The organism is Kitasatospora sp. Ki12, assembly GCF_054601375.1.
Genome location: NZ_BAAIHT010000002.1, coordinates 1,486,863 through 1,502,399, shown reverse-complemented (window position 1 = coordinate 1,502,399; position 15,537 = coordinate 1,486,863). Strand labels below are relative to the sequence as shown.

The window sequence follows — 15,537 nt, the reverse complement described above, 5'->3', positions numbered from 1 at the left end:
ATGCCCCATGAGCAGCATGATCGACAAGATCACGGCCGAGGACCGTCGCACCGCAGCCGACATCCTCGACGACCTCCAGGCCGTCCTGAACGCCGCGAACGTGAGACTCCCGTCCCTCGGCATCGACTGGCGCTCGGCCAAGGCCACCGGCGTCATCCTGATCGACCTCGAGGCCGCCCGGCCGGACGTCATCGAGCAGCTGGTCGTCGTCCTCCGCAGAGGTATGCGGCCGTAGTGGCAGCCGGTGTCATCGTCGCCGGCTCCCTCGCGCTCGCCTGTGTCGCCGTCCTCCTGATCCCGGAGGGCGTCGGCTCTCCTGCGACCGCCCTGGTGTTCGCCCTCACCTTCCTGGCCTCCTCGACGGGCGGATTCGCGCTCGCCGCCGGGTGGTTGAGGGTTCCCGCCTGATCGCGCGGGCTTCGAGGCTCCTCGAAGCCCGCGCCGAAAGTCACCGGCCGGTCGTTCTCCGTGGCTGCCGCACGACCACACGACCGAACCTCTTCGTGCCGGTCAGCTCGACGCGTAGGGCGATCGGCGTACCGCGGTCCGAATCCTGACGGTTCTTCACCTTGCTGAACTCCAGGCACAGGCCATCGGTATCGACCAGAATGCCGGGGCCGACGATCAGCGTCAGGGTCTTGCCGCGCATGTCCAGGTCGATCTGCACGGTGTCCTGTGTGATCACCGCCTGCGTGAAGTCGAGTGTCACCTCGCAGAATTCCACCGCGAGTTCCAGCCGGCGCGGCACCACCCAGCGGCCCGCCCGCTTGACCGGACTGAACCGCTGCTCGATCCGGAGGACGTCCTTGGCCGCCGCCAGGACCCCGCCAGGGAAGACCGACGCCGGTGGCAGGTCGGCGGTGAGTTCGGTCAGCTCGCCGATCGTCCGTGCGGACAGGGCGGCTTCCAGTCGCTGGCCCAATTCCTCTGTGGTCAGCCGGCCTTCGCCCGCCGCGATGCTCAGCTGGTCGGCCACCCGATCCCGGTCCGCATGGGAGGCCCGAATCCCTGGCTGCGAGCCGTGGCCGGAAGGAATCCCAGCGGTCGAACGGTCTCCGGGCATGCTTCCCGTCCTGGGTTCGAAGAAGGTCCTCGCGCGACGCGGGCAGCAGCGCGGACAGGGATACACGATAGGTCGCGACAGGTGTTCCCGCCAGGCCAAGCCAGGCCGGGTCCGGCCGGAAGGAGCGAGGTGGCTCGCCGGTCGCCAGCGGAGGCTACCGGGTCGTCGACCGCGGGAAGCGGACGAGGCCCCAGACCAGCATCACGGCGGCGACGATGTAGCTGTACGCACCGCCACCGAGCTCGCCGAACTCCCGCCAGCGCAGGATCCTGACCAGGTAGAAGACGAGCAGCCCGGTGTTGACGACCGCGGCGAGCCCGTGCACGTACCGGGGCCACCGGGGAACGCGACCCGTACGGCCACGGCGTGCGAGGGACAGTGCCGCCGCGCAGGTGGCGAGGCCGATGGCGGCGGCCACGACGACGGGCCAGGAGCCGTGGGCCATGCTCGTGATGGCGACCGTCGAACCGGGCACCGGGGGCAGCACCATGGCGAGCGCCAGTGCCGTGATCGCGGCCCAGAACGGGAAGAGGGGGCGCTGCCGCTCGGTCGGGACCGTGGGGGCGGACGGGGCCGCCGGGGCGGGCGTGGCGGCGGGCGTCGGCATCCACGCGGTGACCGGCGGGACGACCTCCGTGGGCAGCCCGCTGTCGACCGGGACCAGCGCGAGTTCCTGGATGAGCGCCGCCACCGAGGGCCGTTGCGCCGGGTCCTTGGCCAGGCAGCGTCCGATCACCTCCAGGCCCCGCGGCAGCAGCGAGAGGTCCGGTTCCTCGTACGCGATGCGGAAGTTGAGCGCCTGCGCCGAGCCGGTGCCGAAGGGGCCGGTGCCGGTGGCCGCGTAGGCCAGGACGGCCCCGAGGGCGAAGACGTCGGTGGCCGGTGTGACGGGCCGGCCGAGGAGCTGTTCGGGGGCCATGAAGCCGGGGGTGCCGACGATCATCCCGGTGCGGGTGAGCGCGGTGGCCTCGGCGGCCACGGAGATGCCGAAGTCGACCACCCGGGGGCCGTCGGGGGCGAGCAGGACGTTCGAGGGCTTGAGGTCCCGGTGCACCAACTCGGCGGCGTGGATGGCCTCCAGGGCCTCGGCGAGGCCCGCGCCCAGTGCCCGCACCCGGTCCACCGGCCAGGGGCCGCCGGTCGCGATCGCCAGGTCCAGGGGCGGGCCGGGGACGTAGGCGGTGGCGAGCCACGGGGTCGCGCTCCCGGGGTCGGCGTCGACCACGGCGGCCGTGAAGAACCCGTTGACCCTGCGGGCGGAGGCCACCTCGCGGGCGAACCGGCGCCGGAACTCGGGGTCCTGGGCGAGTTCCGGCCGCACCACCTTGACCGCGACCGACCGTCCGCTGGGCGACTGCCCGAGGTAGACCCGGCCCATGCCGCCGGCGCCGAGGACCCCGGTGATCCGGTACCGCCCCACCTGCCGCGGATCCGTCGTCTGCAGCTCGTCCACCAGCTCTCCCCTCCCGCCACCCCGGGTGCCCCGGTCCAGCGCGATTACACACCACGGGAGTTCAGGTGTGCAGCCTTACCGCAACTATCGACGGGCCGGACGGGGACGGCACCGTCGTCCTCGGCCTCAGGGCCGGGCCTCGTCGGCGGACGGCGGGCCGACCGGGAACTGGACGGGGCTGAGCAGGTAGGGCATGCGGCCCGGCGCCGGCCGGTTGGCCAGCCGAGGGGCCAGCACCGCGCGCAACTGGGCCGTCATCTCTGCGAGTTCGTCCGGGGTGAGCCAGAGTGTGCCCTGCCGGTAGGAGACCGCGTCGGCCACCGGGTCGGCGCCGTCGCGGTCGAGGTAGGCGTTGAACTCGGCGATGAGCACGGCCATGGCGGCGGCGAAGCCCCGGCGGTGGTCGTCCGGCGTCATCGCGGCGGCGGCGTCGGTGTCGACGACCGGACGGTCCTGGCGCAGCCGGTAGTGCCGCTCGACGGCTCCGCGCACCCGCTGCTCCCCGGCCACGTCCAGGAAGCCCGCCTCGGCGAGCAGGGCGACGTGCCGGTACATGGTCACCTTCGGCACATCGGGCATCCGCTCGCACAACTGGGCGGTGGTCAGCGACCGGCCGCCGGCGAGCGCGTGCACCACGCGCAGGCGCACCGGGTGGAGGAGTACGTCGGTGGTGTCCATGGGCTTCACAATTCCATACTCGATACTATTATCGAAAGTGGAAACGGTGGAAACGGTGAGCCTTGGAGGGGGCATGCGACAGGCAACGGGGCGCGCGGTGCCGGTGAACGGCCGGACCGTCCACGTGGAGGAGACCGGCAGCGGGACGGACTGGGTGGTCTTCGAGGCGGGCGGCGGAATGGGACGCACCTGCTGGGACCCGGTGACCGCGCTGCTCGCGGACCGGACGAGACTGGTCGCCTACGACCGCGCCGGCTTCGGCCGCAGCGGCCGGACGGCGGCCCGGCTGAGCATCGACGACCTGGCCGCGGACCTGGTCGCGCTGGTCGAGGCGGTCGTCCCCGGCGGCTTCGTGCTCGTCGCGCACAGCATGGGCGGGCTGGTCGCCCGCCGGGCCGTGGAGGGGCTGGGGCCGCGGCTGCGGGGGCTGCTGCTGCTCGACCCGGCGGCGGAGAGCGCGCCCGTCTACGACACCTTCGACCGGACCGCGGCGAAGGTCGACCGGTCCCTGGGCGTCACCCAGGCGCTGTTCCGCTCCCGCCGGCTGGCCCGCCTGGCCAGTCGTGACCTCCGGCGGCTCTTCCCGGCGGACACCTACGAGGCCATGCTCGCCGAGGACTTCGTCCCGGCGGGCATCGCGCAGACCCGGAAGGAGATCAAGGCCGTCGCCGAGGCCATCCCGCGCTTCCGCGCCGAGCCACCCGCCCCGCCGGCGTGCCCGACCGTCCTCCTCTCGGCCGCCCGCCCCCAGAAGGGCCGGGGCCGGCACCACACCGCCCTGGCCGAGCACCGGCGGCGCTGGGCCGAGTCACTGCCCGACGGCCGGTTCGAGACCGTGGACTCCGGCCATCTCATCCAGGCCGAGCAGCCGGGGATCGTCGCCGACCGCGTCGAACACCTCCTCGGCCGGACGGGCGGGACCGGCAGGCCCGGCCGGACGGGCTGAAGAGGCGCCCGGAGAGCCTGAGAGCGCGGGCCCCGAGGGGTTCGGGGCCCGCGCCGGATCGGCCGTCGCTCAGGTGCCGTTGAGGGCGTAGCTGCGGAAGGTGGCGAGGAGGGGCAGGACCTCGGTCTTGCTGGGGTCCTCGGTGACGGCCCGCATCGCGTCGATGACGGTGCGGGCGATGATCTTGGTGACGGTGTGGTCGTCCGGGGCGGCGAGGGTGCCCCAGGTCTTCAGGGTCTGGGTGAGCAGGGCGCTCATCCGGGCGCCGATGTTGGAGCTGACCGCGTCGGAGATCTCGGCGAGTTCCTCGTCGCTCATGGTGGAGCGCAGCCCGAAGGCGAGCGCCATCAGCGTGTCCATCGCGTGCTCGCCGTACGCGGCGACCAGCGCCGGCAGCGGCTGTTCCTCGACGCTGCCCGCCGCCAGGGCGGACAGCGCCTCCTCGTCGTCCTTCCACGCCGCCTCCAGGGCGGCCAAGGCCCGCAGGGCCTCGTCCACGGTCAGCCCGTCTGTCATGGGAGGAACCGTATTCAGCCGGTAGCCGCCGCACCCACGGTTCGGGCGCGGAGATCACCCCTTCGAGCGAAGCCGGGCCTATTCCGCCCGGTGGGTGTCCGCGAAGTGCTCCGAGAACCGCTCCGCGAAGTGCTCCGCGTTCCAGGTCCCGCCCAGCTCGGGGGCGAGCGAGGCGAGCGCCAGGGCGGCGAAGTCCTCGGCGGTGCCCGCGCGTTCCGGCAGGGCGCCGAGCAGCGGGGCGCCGGCGGAGCGCGGCAGGTCGGCGAGGTTGCAGCGCTCGGCGAGGCCGGGGTCGGCCGGCCAGGAGCCGACGAGGACGCCGGTGAGGGGGAGTTCGCGGGCGGCCAGGGCCTCCGCGGTGAGGGAGACGATGTTCAGGGTCCCGAGTCCGGCGGAGGCGACGAGCAGCACCTCGGCGGGCAGCCCGGCGTCGAGGACGGCCCGGGCCTGGTCGGCGAGGGTGCGGCCCTCGTCGTCGTAGCGGACCAGCAGGCCGCCCGCGCCCTCGACGAGCACCAGGTCGTGGGCGGCGGCGAGGCCGGCGACCTCGGTGACCACCTCGGCGGGGGAGAGGTACGGCAGTCCGGACCGCCGGGCGGCGGTGTCGGGGGCCAGCGGCTCGGGGTAGCGGGCCAGCTCACGGTAGGTCAGTTCGCCTGCCAGGCGCCGGACTTCGTGGGCGTCGCCGGGCTCGTCCGGGGTGACGCCGGTCTGCCCGGGCTTGAGCACGGCGACCTTCAGGCCGCCGCGCAGCGCCACCGCGGCGAGGGCCGCGGTGGCGACGGTCTTGCCGACGTCCGTGTTGGTGCCCGTGACGAAGAGGATCCGCGCGTTCACGGTGCCAGTGCCAGTGTCTGTGTCCGCGCTCATGCCGCCACCGCCGCGGCGGTCACGGCGGCCGCGATGCGTGCCACGTCCTCGTCCTCCGTCACATAGGGCGGCATGGTGTAGATCAGGTCCCGGAAGGGGCGCAGCCAGACGCCCTCCCGCGCGGCGGCCTCGGTCGCCGCCGCTACGTCCACCGGATGGTCCAACTGCACGACGCCGATGGCGCCCAGGACCCGTACGTCGTGGACGCCCGGGACGTCCGCCGCTGCCGCGAGGCCGGTCCGCAGGCCGTCCTCGATGCGCTTGACCTCCACCGCCCAGTCCTGCCCGAGCAGCAGGTCCAGTGAGGCGTTGGCGGCCGCGCAGGCCAGCGGGTTGCCCATGAAGGTGGGGCCGTGGGCGAGCACCGGCATCTCGCCGCGGCTGATGCCGTCGGCGATCTCGCCGGTGCACAGTGCGGCGGCCAGGGTCAGGTAGCCGCCGGTGAGGGCCTTGCCGAGGCACATCACGTCCGGGGAGACGCCCGCGTGGTCGGCGGCGAACAGGGCGCCGCTGCGCCCGAATCCGGTGGCGATCTCGTCGAAGACCAGCAGCACCCCGTACCGGTCGCAGAGTTCGCGCAGCATCCGCAGGTAGGCCGGGGAGTGGAACTGCATTCCGCCCGCGCCCTGGACGACCGGCTCGACGATGACGGCGGCCAGTTCGTCGGCGTGACGGGCCATCAACTCCTCGAAGCGTGCGGCGTATTCGGGGTCGAGCGGGGCGTCGAACCCGGCCGGCGGCTGCGGCGCGAAGAGCTGCCCGGGCAGCACCCCGCCCCACAGGTGGTGCATCCCGCCGTCCGGGTCGCAGACCGACATCGGGTGGAAGGTGTCACCGTGGTAGCCGCCGCGCCAGGTCAGCAGCCGGCGCTTGCCCGGCCGGCCGATGGACTGCCAGTACTGCAGGCACATCTTCATCGCGACCTCGACGGCCACCGAGCCCGAGTCGGCGAGGAAGACGTGCCGCAGCGGTTCCGGGGTGATCTCCACCAGCCTGGCGGCCAGCCGGACGGCGGGCTCGTGGGTGAGCCCGCCGAACATCACGTGGCTCATCCGCCCCAGCTGCTCGCGGACGGCCTCGTCCAGCACCGGGTGCCGGTAGCCGTGGATCGCCGCCCACCAGGAGGACATCCCGTCGACCAGCTCGCGCCGCCCGCCCGCGACCGGTTCGGCCAGGCGCAGCCGCACGCCGGAGGCCGACTCCACCACGTACGGGGCGACGGTTCCGGGCATCGGTCCGTACGGGTGCCAGACGTGGGCGCGGTCGAGGGTGAGCAGCGTGTCCGCGGACAGCTGGGGCATGATGGGCGACTCTCCAGAGCGGTGGGACGGTCAGGCGTTGGGCGCGAGTTCGGTGCCGGCGCCGCGGCGGCGGACCTTGACGAGGTCGCTGCGCAGCTCGTCGCCGTCCTCGGGGGTCTCCTCCGCCGGCTCGGCGGAAGCGGTCACTGCGGGCGCGTGGGAGTGCCCGCCGCACGGGCCGCAGCCGCCGCCGCTGCCGCAGGCCGAGGCCGCGGTGCCGCAGCCGCCACCGGCCTGGGCGGCCTCGGCGACGTCGGCGCGGTGGCGGGGCAGGGTGGCCTCGCCGGCGCCCTCGACCTCGAAGCCGGCGTCCTTGATCATGTCGAGGTCGGCCTGGCCGGCCTGGCCCTCGCTGGTCAGGTAGTCGCCGAGGAAGATGGAGTTGGCGATGTGCAGGCCGAGCGGCTGCATGGTGCGCAGGTGCACCTCGCGCCCGCCGGCGATCCGGACCTCGGTGTCCGGGTTGACGAAGCGGACCATCGCGAGGATGCGCAGGCAGCGCTGCGGGGTGAGGTTCCACTCCTTGGCGAGCGGGGTGCCCTCGAAGGGGATGAGGAAGTTGACCGGCACGGAGTCCGAGCCGAGCTCGCGCAGCGCGAACACCACGTCGACGAGGTCCTCGTCGGTCTCGCCCATGCCGGCGATCAGGCCGGAGCAGGCGGACAGGCCCGCGCCGTGCGCCTTCTGCACGGTGTCCACGCGGTCCGCGTAGGTGTGGGTCTTGGTGATGGCTCCGTAGGTGTTCTCGGAGGTGTTGAGGTTGTGGTTGTAGGCGTCGGCGCCGGCCGCCTTGAGCCGCTCCGCCTGGTTGTCGGAGAGCAGGCCGAGGCAGACGCAGATCTCGACCTCGGGGTCGGCGTCCTTGATGGCGGCCATGGTGTCGGTGACCCGGTCGATGTCACGGTCCGTCGGGCCGCGGCCGCTGGCCACCAGGCAGACCCGCTTGGCGCCGCCGGCCACCCCGGCGCGGGCGGCGTCGGCGGCCTGGTCCGGCTTGAGCCAGGTGTACTTGAGGATCTCGGCCTTGGACCCGAGCCGCTGCGAACAGTACGAGCAGTCCTCCGGGCAGAGCCCGCTCTTGAGGTTCACCAGGTAGTTGAGCTTGACCCGGCGGCCGAACCAGCGGCGGCGCACCTTGCCGGCCGCGGCGACGACGTCGAGCAGCTCGTCGTCGGTGGTGGCGAGGACGGCCAGGGCCTCCTCGCGGGTCGGGACTTCGCCGCGCAGGCCCTTGGCGGTGAGGGTATCGAGCAGATCCATGGGGTGATCCTGCCTGCTGCCGATCGAGCGGCGCCAGAGCAAACCCGCCAGAAGATCGGTGTGAGGATGTGCCGATTGCCACAGTGTCGAAGCTCACGGCTCCGTCGCTGGTCACGGGCTTGACGCGGGGCCGGGGCGAAGATTACCGGCGGGTAGGGGTCGACCGGCGCCGACCGCACGGGACACGCCGCCCGGACGATGATCCACAACCCCCGACCCCGTGACCCAGGCCACGCCCGGGGTGCTTAGAATCTGCGCCATGACCACGCAGGGGGAGCGCACCCCGACTCCGGGAGACGGCCGGGAAGGCCAGGCAGGACAGCGGACCGGCGGGGGCGCCGACCCGAGGGGCGGCGACGCCGAGGGTACCGCCGACCGGACCGGCACCGGCGCCGCCGACCGGACCGGCACCGGCGCCGCCGACCGGACCGGCACCGGCGCGACGGCCGCCCGGCGACGCGGCCGGCGGCTGACCGGCCGTCGGGCCGCGGGCTGGATCGTCGTGGTCGGCGTCGTCGTGGCCGGCGGCTGGATCATCACCCGCCCGATGCCCGGCGACTACATACCCGGGCTCGGCCCGTCCACCAAGGACTCCGCCAAGACGCCGCCCGTGGTCGGATCCGCGCCGGCGCTCACCGACCCCGAGGCCCTCAACGTCGACAACATCTTCCCGGCCCAGCGGCCGGTCGAGGTCGGCGCCTACAAGGCCCGGCGCAACGGCGCCCGGCAGGGCGAGAACTGCGCCGAGGTGCTCCAGGACCGCGCCCAGGACCCGCTGAAGGACAGCGGCTGCCAGGCGTACCTGACCGTCAGCTTCACCGGCCAGGACCGCCCCGTGCTCAGCAGCGTCACCCTGCTGCGCTTCCCCGACCAGGCCGCCGCCACCAGGGCCGCCGACGCCCTGCGGGCCAAGCCCGGGTCGGTCGCCTTCATCCTCGAGAACGCCGTCACCGCCCCCGCTCCGCCCGCCGGCACCAAGCCGGGCGGTGAGCCGCGGGTCGAGGCCGTCGGGCACTACGTGACGGTCACCAGCTCGCGGGCCGGCGACGGCCGCCCGGCGTCCGCCACCCCGAGCGGTACGGGCTCGCCCGCCGCCCAGACCCCGACCCCCACCGGCACGGCGGCCGGCACCGAGCAGAACCTGGACGAGGCCACCCGCGCGATCTCCTACGCGGCGGGCCAGCCCTTCGTCTGGATGTAGAGCGGCCGGACGGAGAAGACCGGACGGAGAACGGCTGAGGGGGCCCGGCGAACGCCGGGCCCCCTCACGCCGTCCGACGGGCCGTCAGCCGCCGAGCCGGTCCACCGCGGTGACCCGCACGACCGCCCGGCCCTCCTCGTCCGAGCCGAACAGGTCCACCTCGGCGCTGATGCCCCAGTCGTGGTCGCCCTCCGGGTCGTCGAAGATCTGCCGGACCCGCCAGGCGGAGTCCTCCTCCTCGATGATCAGCATCTTCGGGCCGCGCGCGTTCGGACCGGTGCCGAGGTCGTCGTACTCGTCCCAGTACCCGTCCATGGCGTCCGCCCAGCGGTCCGCGTCCCAGCCGTACTCGCCGTCCAGCTCGCCGAGTGCGTCCCAGTGCTCCAGCGCGCACAGCTCGACCCGGCGGAACATCTCGTTGCGGACCAGCACCCGGAACGCGCGGGCGTTGGCCGTGACCGGCGCCGGCTTGTCGTCCAGCCGCACCTCGGCGGTCTGCTCCTCGGTCGGGTTGGCCAGCTGCTCCCACTCGTCCAGCAGGCTGGAGTCGACCTGGCGGACCAGCTCGCCCAGCCAGGCGATGACGTCCTTGAGGTCGTCGGTCTTCACGTCCTCCGGGACGGTCTGCTCCAGCGCCTTGAACGCGCCCGCCAGGTAGCGCAGCACGATGCCCTCGGTGCGCGCCAGCTCGTAGAAGCCGACGTAGTCCGAGAAGGTCATCGCCCGCTCGTACAGGTCGCGGACCACCGACTTCGGCTGCAGCTGGTGGTCGCCGATCCACGGGTGCGCCCGGGCGTACACCTCGTAGGCGTGGGTGAGCAGCTCCTCCAGCGGCTTCGGGTAGGTGATCTCCTGGAGCCGCTCCATCCGCTCCTCGTACTCGATGCCGTCCCGCTTCATCTCGCCGATGGCCTCGCCGCGCGCCTTGTTCTGCTGGGCGGCGAGGATCTGGCGCGGGTCGTCGAGGGTCGCCTCGACGACGGAGATCACGTCCATCGCGAAGGAGGGCGAGGTCGGGTCGAGGAGCTCGAAGGCCGCCAGCGCGAAGGTGGACAGCGGCTGGTTGAGCGCGAAGTTCTCCTGCAGGTCCAGGGTGAGCCGTACGATCCGGCCCTCGGCGTCCGGCTCCGGCAGCCGCTCCACCACGCCGCCCTCCAGCAGCGAACGGTAGATGGCGATCGCGGTGCGGATGTGCCGGCGCTGCGCGGCCCGGTCCTCGTGGTTGTCGGTGAGCAGCTTGCGCATCGCCTCGAAGGCGTTGCCCGGGCGGCCGATGACCGACAGCAGCATCGCGTGGCTCACCTTGAACCGGGAGACCAGGGGCTCCGGGTCGGCGCCGATCAGCTTGTCGAAGGTCTCCTCGGTCCAGCCGACGAAGCCCTCCGGCGCCTTCTTGCGCACCACCTTGCGCTTCTTCTTCGGGTCGTCCCCGGCCTTGGCGATCGCCTTGTCGTTCTCGATCACGTGCTCCGGTGCCTGCGCCACCACCTGGCCGACGGTGTCGAAGCCGGCCCGGCCCGCCCGGCCCGCGATCTGGTGGAACTCGCGGGCGCGCAGGATGCGCACGCGCTGCCCGTCGTACTTCGACAGGGCGGTGAACAGCACCGTACGGATCGGCACGTTGACGCCCACGCCCAGCGTGTCCGTCCCGCAGATCACCTTCAACAGGCCCGCCTGGGCGAGGCGTTCGACCAGCCGGCGGTACTTCGGCAGCATGCCCGCGTGGTGCACGCCGATGCCGTGGCGCACGAAACGGGACAGGTTGCGGCCGAACTTGGTGGTGAAACGGAAGTTGCCGATCAGATCGGCGATGGCCTCCTTCTCCGCCTTCGAGCACATGTTGATGCTCATCAGCGACTGCGCCCGGTCGACCGCCTCCTTCTGGGTGAAGTGCACGACGTAGACCGGCGCCTGGCCGGTCTGCAGCAGCTCCTCCAGGGTGTCGTGCATCGTGGTGCGGCGGTACTCGTAGAACAGCGGCACCGGGCGGGTCGCGTTGCGGACCACCGTGGTCGGACGGCCCGTCCGGCGGGTCAGGTCCTCCTCGAAGCGGCGCACGTCGCCCAGCGTCGCCGACATCAGCAGGAACTGCGCCTGCGGCAGCTCCAGCAGCGGGACCTGCCAGGCCCAGCCGCGGTCCGGCTCGGCGTAGAAGTGGAACTCGTCCATGACCACCTGGCCGATGTCCGCCCGGGCGCCGTCGCGCAGCGCGATCTGGGCGAGCACCTCGGCGGTGCAGCAGATGATCGGCGCGGTCGGGTTCACGCTCGCGTCACCGGTCATCATGCCGACCTGCTCGGTGCCGAACATCTTCACCAGGTCGAAGAACTTCTCCGACACCAGCGCCTTGATCGGTGCCGTGTAGAACGTCCGCTGCCCCTCCGCCAGCGCCGCGAAGTGCGCGCCCGCCGCCACCAGGCTCTTGCCCGAGCCGGTCGGCGTCGCCAGGATCACGTTGTTCCCCGAGACCAGCTCGATCAGCGCCTCCTCCTGCGCCGGGTACAGCGTGATCCCGCGCTCCTCCGCCCAGGCTGCGAACGTCTCGTACAGCGCGTCGGGAGTGGCGGGCTTCGGCATCAGATCAAGGAGGGTCACCCGGCTATCTTGCCTGCTCGCCGCCACCCCCGGCAAAGCCCGGCGCCCAAGGCCCGGGCCGGTCGACTGTGGCGACCGGCCAGGCCCGCCCGCCGGTCATGTGCCGAGCCGCACATTGATCCCGCTTCGGGCGGCGTGCCAGAGTGCCGGGCATGAGCCAGCCCCTCGCGTACGAGCCGCGCCCCTCCGTCCTCGCCCCCGGGACCGTCTTCGACTGGCTCGACGAGGCCGCCGCCCTGCGCGCCGACGCCGGACTCACCCGGACCCTGCGCAGCCGGGCCGCCGACGACCCCGTCCTCGACCTCGCCGGCAACGACTACCTGGGGCTCACCCGGCACCCGGTCGTGACCCGGGCCGCCGCCGACGCGGCCCTGCGCTGGGGCGGCGGGGCCACCGGCTCGCGCCTGGTCACCGGGACGACCGCGCTGCACACCGAACTGGAACAGGAACTCGCCGAGTTCCACGGCGCCGAAGCGGCCCTGGTGTTCTCCTCCGGGTACACCGCCAACCTGGCCGCGCTCACCGCGCTCACCGACCCCGACACCCTCATCGTGTCCGACGCCTACAACCACGCCTCGCTGATCGACGGCTGCCGACTCTCCCGCGCCGACGTCCACCGCGCCCCGCACAGCGACCCGGCGGCCGTCGCCCAGGCCCTCGCCGCCCGGACCCAGCGCCGCGCCCTCGTCGTCACCGACTCGGTGTTCTCCGTCGACGGCGACGCCGCCCCGCTCGCCGCCCTCGCCGAAGCGGCCGGCGCCCACGGCGCCGCCCTGCTGGTCGACGACGCCCACGGACTCGGCGTCCTCGGCGCCGGCGGCACCGGTGCCCTCACCGCCGCCGGGCTCGCCGGCCGGCCCGACACCGTCGCCACCGTGACCCTCTCCAAGTCCCTCGGCTCCCAGGGCGGCGCCGTCCTCGGCCCGGCCCGGGTGATCCGCCACCTCACCGAGACCGCCCGCACCTTCATCTTCGACACCGGCCTCGCCCCCGCCGCCGCCGGCGCCGCCCTCGCCGCCCTGCGCCTGCTGCGCGCCGAACCCGCCCGCGCCGAACGCGCCCGCGAGGTCGCCCGCACCCTCGCCCGCCGGCTCACCGCCGCCGGCCTGCACACCTGCGAACCCGACGCCGCCGTCGTCTCCGTCCGCGCCCCCGGCCCCGAAGCCGCCCTCACCTGGGCCGCCGACTGCCGCCGCGCCGGCCTCGCCGTCGGCTGCTTCCGCCCCCCGTCCGTCCCCGACGGCATCTCCCGCCTCCGCCTGACCGCCCGCGCCGACCTGACCGACGGACAGATCGCCGACGCGGTACGGATCATCGCCGACCTCGCCCCGGCGGGCGCCCGTACGGCCTGAGCACGGCGGGAGGTCTCCGGCAGCCTGGTCCGCGGTGGGTGCCCGGACCGGGTCTGCCACCCCCGTTCACATTTTTCGGCGGGAATGTCCCGGATTGGGCGATCCGGCGGCGGGAGCCGTCCGGCCGCAGCGCCCCCATGCGGTGCTTGACCGCTGGTCAGGAGTCCAGGTCAGAGGTGCCGCAGGCTTTGACGTGCGAGTTTGCAGAACGATAGCGTCCGTTTGATTTTCTTGCCGGCCTGGGGGGCGCTGGTCTCTCCCGGGCGCATCTCTTTTTCTGGAGTTCTTGTGCGTACGGTTCGTAGACTCGCCCTGTCACTCAGTGTGGCTGTGGCGATACCGGTGGTGGCCGGTTCGATGCCGGTGGCGGCGACGGCCGCAGAGGCTGCCGCTCCGGCGGCGGTGGAGGGGTTCGCCTACCCGGACGCGGCGAAGGTGCTGGCGGAGCGGAACATCACGCTGAAGTCGGGTGACGGGCACATCGTGCTCGTGGACTGTGCCGCGGGGCCCGGGCAGGTGCAGCTGTTCAGCCGGGCGGCGAACCCGAGCGAGGTCTGCTTCAAGATCACCGGGCCGACCGGGTACCTGGCCCTGGAGATCCCGAAGATCTACAACATCAAGGGTGACGACCACGCCATCAAGGCCACGGTCAGCACCGACGGCACCACCTCGACCGTCGACGTCGCCAAGAACGTCTGGACCCCGATCGGTGAGGGCGGCACCTCGGGCGGCGCCACGACGCTGCTGGAGCTCACCGCCACCGGCGGGCCGGCCGCCCCGGCCAACACCGACTTCCCGGCGGTCGGCACGGTGACGGCCGGTCAGCCGGGCCACAGCGAAGCGCGTTCCTGCACCGCGACCCTGGTGGACCGTTACTGGCTCCTGACGGCGGCCGGCTGCTTCGGCGGGGCCTCGGGTGTCCCGGCGGTCGGGACCACCGCCACCGTCAGCGGCCACACCGCCGACGTGGCAGAACTCGTCACCCGGTCCGACCGTGACGTGGTGATGGCCCGTCTGACCACCCCCATCGACGGCGTGACCCCCGCCGCCCTGGCCGCCGCCGCCCCCACGAGCGGGGAGAACCTGCGGGTGGCCGGCTTCGGGCGCACCGCCACCGAGTGGGCGCCGCTGAAGCCCCACGCGAGCACCCACACCGCCACCACCGTCGCGGCCACCACCGTCGACACCGCGCCGGCCGCCGGCCAGGCGCCGGTCTGCGCCGGTGACGCCGGGGCCCCGCTGCTGCGCGACGCCGGCGGCAAGACCGAGGTCGCCGCTGTCGCCTCCCGTTCCTGGCAGGGCACCTGCCTGGGCACCCCGGCCACCGAGACCCGTACCGGCGCCACCAGCAGCCGCGTCGACGGCCTCGCCGAGTGGGTGCGGCAGGTGAAGGCGTCGCGTCCGGGGAGCCGGCTGTTCGCGGTCGGCGGTGACACCCAGATCTGGACCAACGAGGGCTCCTACACCACCAACGTGTGGGGCACCTTCGAGGCCGTGCCGAACAACAGCGGCATCCGCCAGGTCAGCGCCGTCACCATGGGCGACAAGGTCCGGCTGTTCGCCATCGGCGGCGACCAGCGCATCTGGACCGCCACCAAGGACGGCACCACCGGCGCCTGGAGCGCCTTCGACGCGGTGCCCGGGAACAGCGGCATCCAGCAGGTGAGCGCCGTCGCCATGGGCGACAAGGTCCGGCTGTTCGCCATCGGCGGCGACCAGCGCATCTGGACCGCCACCGGCGACTACACCGCCGGTACCTGGACCGCCTTCGAAGCCCTGCCCAGCAGCGGCATCCAGCAGGTGACCGCCACCACCGTCGGCAACACCGTGCGCCTGTTCGCCATCGGCGGCGACCAGCAGATCTGGACCACCACCGGCGACTACACCGCCGGTACCTGGACCACCTTCGCCGCCATCCCCAGCAGCGCCATCCAGAACATCACCGCCACCACCGTCGGCACCACCGTGCGCCTGTTCGCCGTCGGCGCCGACAACCACATCTGGACCACCGACAGCACCGACAACGGCCCCTGGACCACCTTCGACCCGGTCCCCAACGCCAGCGGCGTCAAGCAGGTCGCCGCCACCACCATCGGCGACACCATCCGCCTGTTCGCCATCGGCAGCGACCAGCAGATCTGGACCGCCGACAAGAAGGCCGACGGCAGCTGGACCACCTTCTACGCCGTCACCAGCAGCGCCATCCAGAACATCACCGCCACCCCGGCCGGCTGACCCACGGCCCGGGCACCGGCACCCGGCGTCCGGGCCGTGAGTGAAGAGATCCCCTGCCGTCCCGCGC

14 protein-coding genes are annotated in these 15,537 nt (G+C 73.1%); 6 read left to right on the top strand and 8 right to left on the bottom strand.

From position 1 onward, the window contains the following. Window positions 1-7: 7 nt before the first annotated feature. Window positions 8-235, top strand: a complete 228-nt coding sequence (locus ACYP53_RS24270) for a hypothetical protein (RefSeq protein WP_459648931.1) — start codon at window positions 8-10, stop codon at window positions 233-235. Beyond that, complete coding sequence (locus tag ACYP53_RS24265) at window positions 235-408, top strand: hypothetical protein (RefSeq protein ID WP_459648930.1); 174 nt, start codon at window positions 235-237, stop codon at window positions 406-408. The genes ACYP53_RS24270 and ACYP53_RS24265 overlap by 1 nt, the downstream gene beginning before the upstream one ends. A 40-nt stretch (window positions 409-448) precedes the next feature. On the opposite strand, the gene ACYP53_RS24260 is transcribed toward ACYP53_RS24265, so the two are convergent. The 3 genes from ACYP53_RS24260 to ACYP53_RS24250 all read right to left on the bottom strand — a co-directional run bounded on the left by ACYP53_RS24260 (window position 449) and on the right by ACYP53_RS24250 (window position 3,194). After that, window positions 449-1,063, bottom strand: a complete 615-nt coding sequence (locus ACYP53_RS24260) for a DUF1707 SHOCT-like domain-containing protein (RefSeq protein WP_459648929.1) — start codon at window positions 1,061-1,063, stop codon at window positions 449-451. Window positions 1,064-1,217: 154 nt separating this feature from the next. Beyond that, entirely contained in the window at window positions 1,218-2,516 is a 1,299-nt protein-coding gene (locus tag ACYP53_RS24255; RefSeq protein ID WP_459648928.1) for a serine/threonine-protein kinase, read from the bottom strand. Between the two features lie 126 nt (window positions 2,517-2,642). Then, a complete protein-coding gene (locus ACYP53_RS24250) occupies window positions 2,643-3,194 on the bottom strand; it encodes a helix-turn-helix domain-containing protein (protein ID WP_459648927.1) in 552 nt (183 codons plus the stop codon). Between the two features lie 73 nt (window positions 3,195-3,267). Here ACYP53_RS24250 and ACYP53_RS24245 point away from each other — a divergent pair, with 73 nt between their 5' ends. After that, window positions 3,268-4,140, top strand: coding sequence for an alpha/beta fold hydrolase (locus ACYP53_RS24245; protein ID WP_459648926.1), 873 nt, complete (start codon window positions 3,268-3,270; stop codon window positions 4,138-4,140). A 69-nt stretch (window positions 4,141-4,209) separates the two neighbouring features. Here ACYP53_RS24245 and ACYP53_RS24240 read toward each other — a convergent pair whose 3' ends face one another. The 4 genes from ACYP53_RS24240 to bioB all read right to left on the bottom strand — a co-directional run bounded on the left by ACYP53_RS24240 (window position 4,210) and on the right by bioB (window position 8,087). Next, a complete protein-coding gene (locus ACYP53_RS24240) occupies window positions 4,210-4,656 on the bottom strand; it encodes a hypothetical protein (RefSeq protein ID WP_459648925.1) in 447 nt (148 codons plus the stop codon). Window positions 4,657-4,734: 78 nt separating this feature from the next. Beyond that, on the bottom strand, window positions 4,735-5,493 hold the full coding sequence (gene bioD, locus ACYP53_RS24235) for a dethiobiotin synthase (RefSeq protein WP_229928877.1): 759 nt from the start codon (window positions 5,491-5,493) through the stop codon (window positions 4,735-4,737). Between the two features lie 29 nt (window positions 5,494-5,522). After that, window positions 5,523-6,827, bottom strand: a complete 1,305-nt coding sequence (locus ACYP53_RS24230; RefSeq protein ID WP_459648924.1) for an adenosylmethionine--8-amino-7-oxononanoate transaminase — start codon at window positions 6,825-6,827, stop codon at window positions 5,523-5,525. Between the two features lie 30 nt (window positions 6,828-6,857). After that, a complete protein-coding gene (gene bioB / locus ACYP53_RS24225; RefSeq protein ID WP_189920205.1) occupies window positions 6,858-8,087 on the bottom strand; it encodes a biotin synthase BioB in 1,230 nt (409 codons plus the stop codon). Between the two features lie 259 nt (window positions 8,088-8,346). Here bioB and ACYP53_RS24220 point away from each other — a divergent pair, with 259 nt between their 5' ends. Beyond that, window positions 8,347-9,288 carry a hypothetical protein gene (locus ACYP53_RS24220; RefSeq protein ID WP_459648923.1) on the top strand — a complete coding sequence of 314 codons (942 nt, stop codon included), beginning with the start codon at window positions 8,347-8,349 and terminating at the stop codon, window positions 9,286-9,288. Between the two features lie 84 nt (window positions 9,289-9,372). Here ACYP53_RS24220 and ACYP53_RS24215 read toward each other — a convergent pair whose 3' ends face one another. After that, window positions 9,373-11,865, bottom strand: a complete 2,493-nt coding sequence (locus ACYP53_RS24215) for a DEAD/DEAH box helicase (protein WP_459649819.1) — start codon at window positions 11,863-11,865, stop codon at window positions 9,373-9,375. A 170-nt stretch (window positions 11,866-12,035) separates the two neighbouring features. On the opposite strand from ACYP53_RS24215, the gene ACYP53_RS24210 reads away from it, so the two are divergent. Then, window positions 12,036-13,235 (top strand): 8-amino-7-oxononanoate synthase, encoded by a 1,200-nt coding sequence (locus ACYP53_RS24210; RefSeq protein ID WP_459648922.1) that lies wholly within the window; start codon window positions 12,036-12,038, stop codon window positions 13,233-13,235. Window positions 13,236-13,565: 330 nt separating this feature from the next. Further along, window positions 13,566-15,470 carry a trypsin-like serine protease gene (locus tag ACYP53_RS24205; protein WP_459648921.1) on the top strand — a complete coding sequence of 635 codons (1,905 nt, stop codon included), beginning with the start codon at window positions 13,566-13,568 and terminating at the stop codon, window positions 15,468-15,470. Window positions 15,471-15,537: the final 67 nt, after the last annotated feature.